This is a genomic window from Psychrobacter sp. SHUES1, assembly GCF_001652315.1.
Lineage (GTDB): Bacteria > Pseudomonadota > Gammaproteobacteria > Pseudomonadales > Moraxellaceae > Psychrobacter > Psychrobacter faecalis.
On record NZ_LXWA01000016.1, the window covers coordinates 1 to 656 of the forward strand.

The window sequence follows — 656 nt, forward strand, 5'->3', positions numbered from 1 at the left end:
GGTGGTGTATCAGAAAGTATGCTGAGGAAATAAAAGGAGGAGTGACAGCCAGAGCAAGATGATATATTTGAGGTTATGAAGACACAAATAGATATCAGTTGCCCCGACTGTCACAGTAATAGTCTAAAGAAAAATGGCAAAAAAAGCTATGGCAAGCAGAATTATCAATGTAAGGACTGCAAACGTCAGTTTATTGGCGACCATGCCTTAACTTATCATGGCTGTCACTCTAAAGTGGAAGAGCTTATACGGCTCATGACAGTTAGAGGCTGCGGCGTTAGAGACATAGCTGTTATAGCCTCAGTCAGTATCGGTAAAGTATTGAGCACCATAGGCTCATCTGTTTATAAGATTACGCCTAAGAAGCGCTACTATGAACGCTTAGAGGTTGATGAATTCTGGACTTACGTGTATCGCAAAAAGCGTAAAGTTTGGCTTATTTATGCTTATGATCGCGTTACTAATGAGATTGTTGCTTATGTTTGGGGCAAACGTGACCTGAAAACAGCTAAGAAGCTAAGAGCTCGTCTCAAGCAGCTGAAAGTCAGCTATGGCTCTATCAGTATGGATAACTGGGACAGTTTTATAACCGCCTTTAAATTTGACCACAAACGAGTTGGCAAATCTCATACGGTAGGCATTGAAGGTAATAACTG

At 41.2% G+C, this 656-nt stretch carries 1 protein-coding gene; it reads left to right on the top strand.

Annotated features, from left to right (window positions below):
- Positions 1-75: 75 nt before the first annotated feature.
- Positions 76-656: IS1 family transposase (locus A7325_RS00715; RefSeq protein WP_068403767.1), on the top strand; the 581-nt coding region annotated here is incomplete at its 3' end.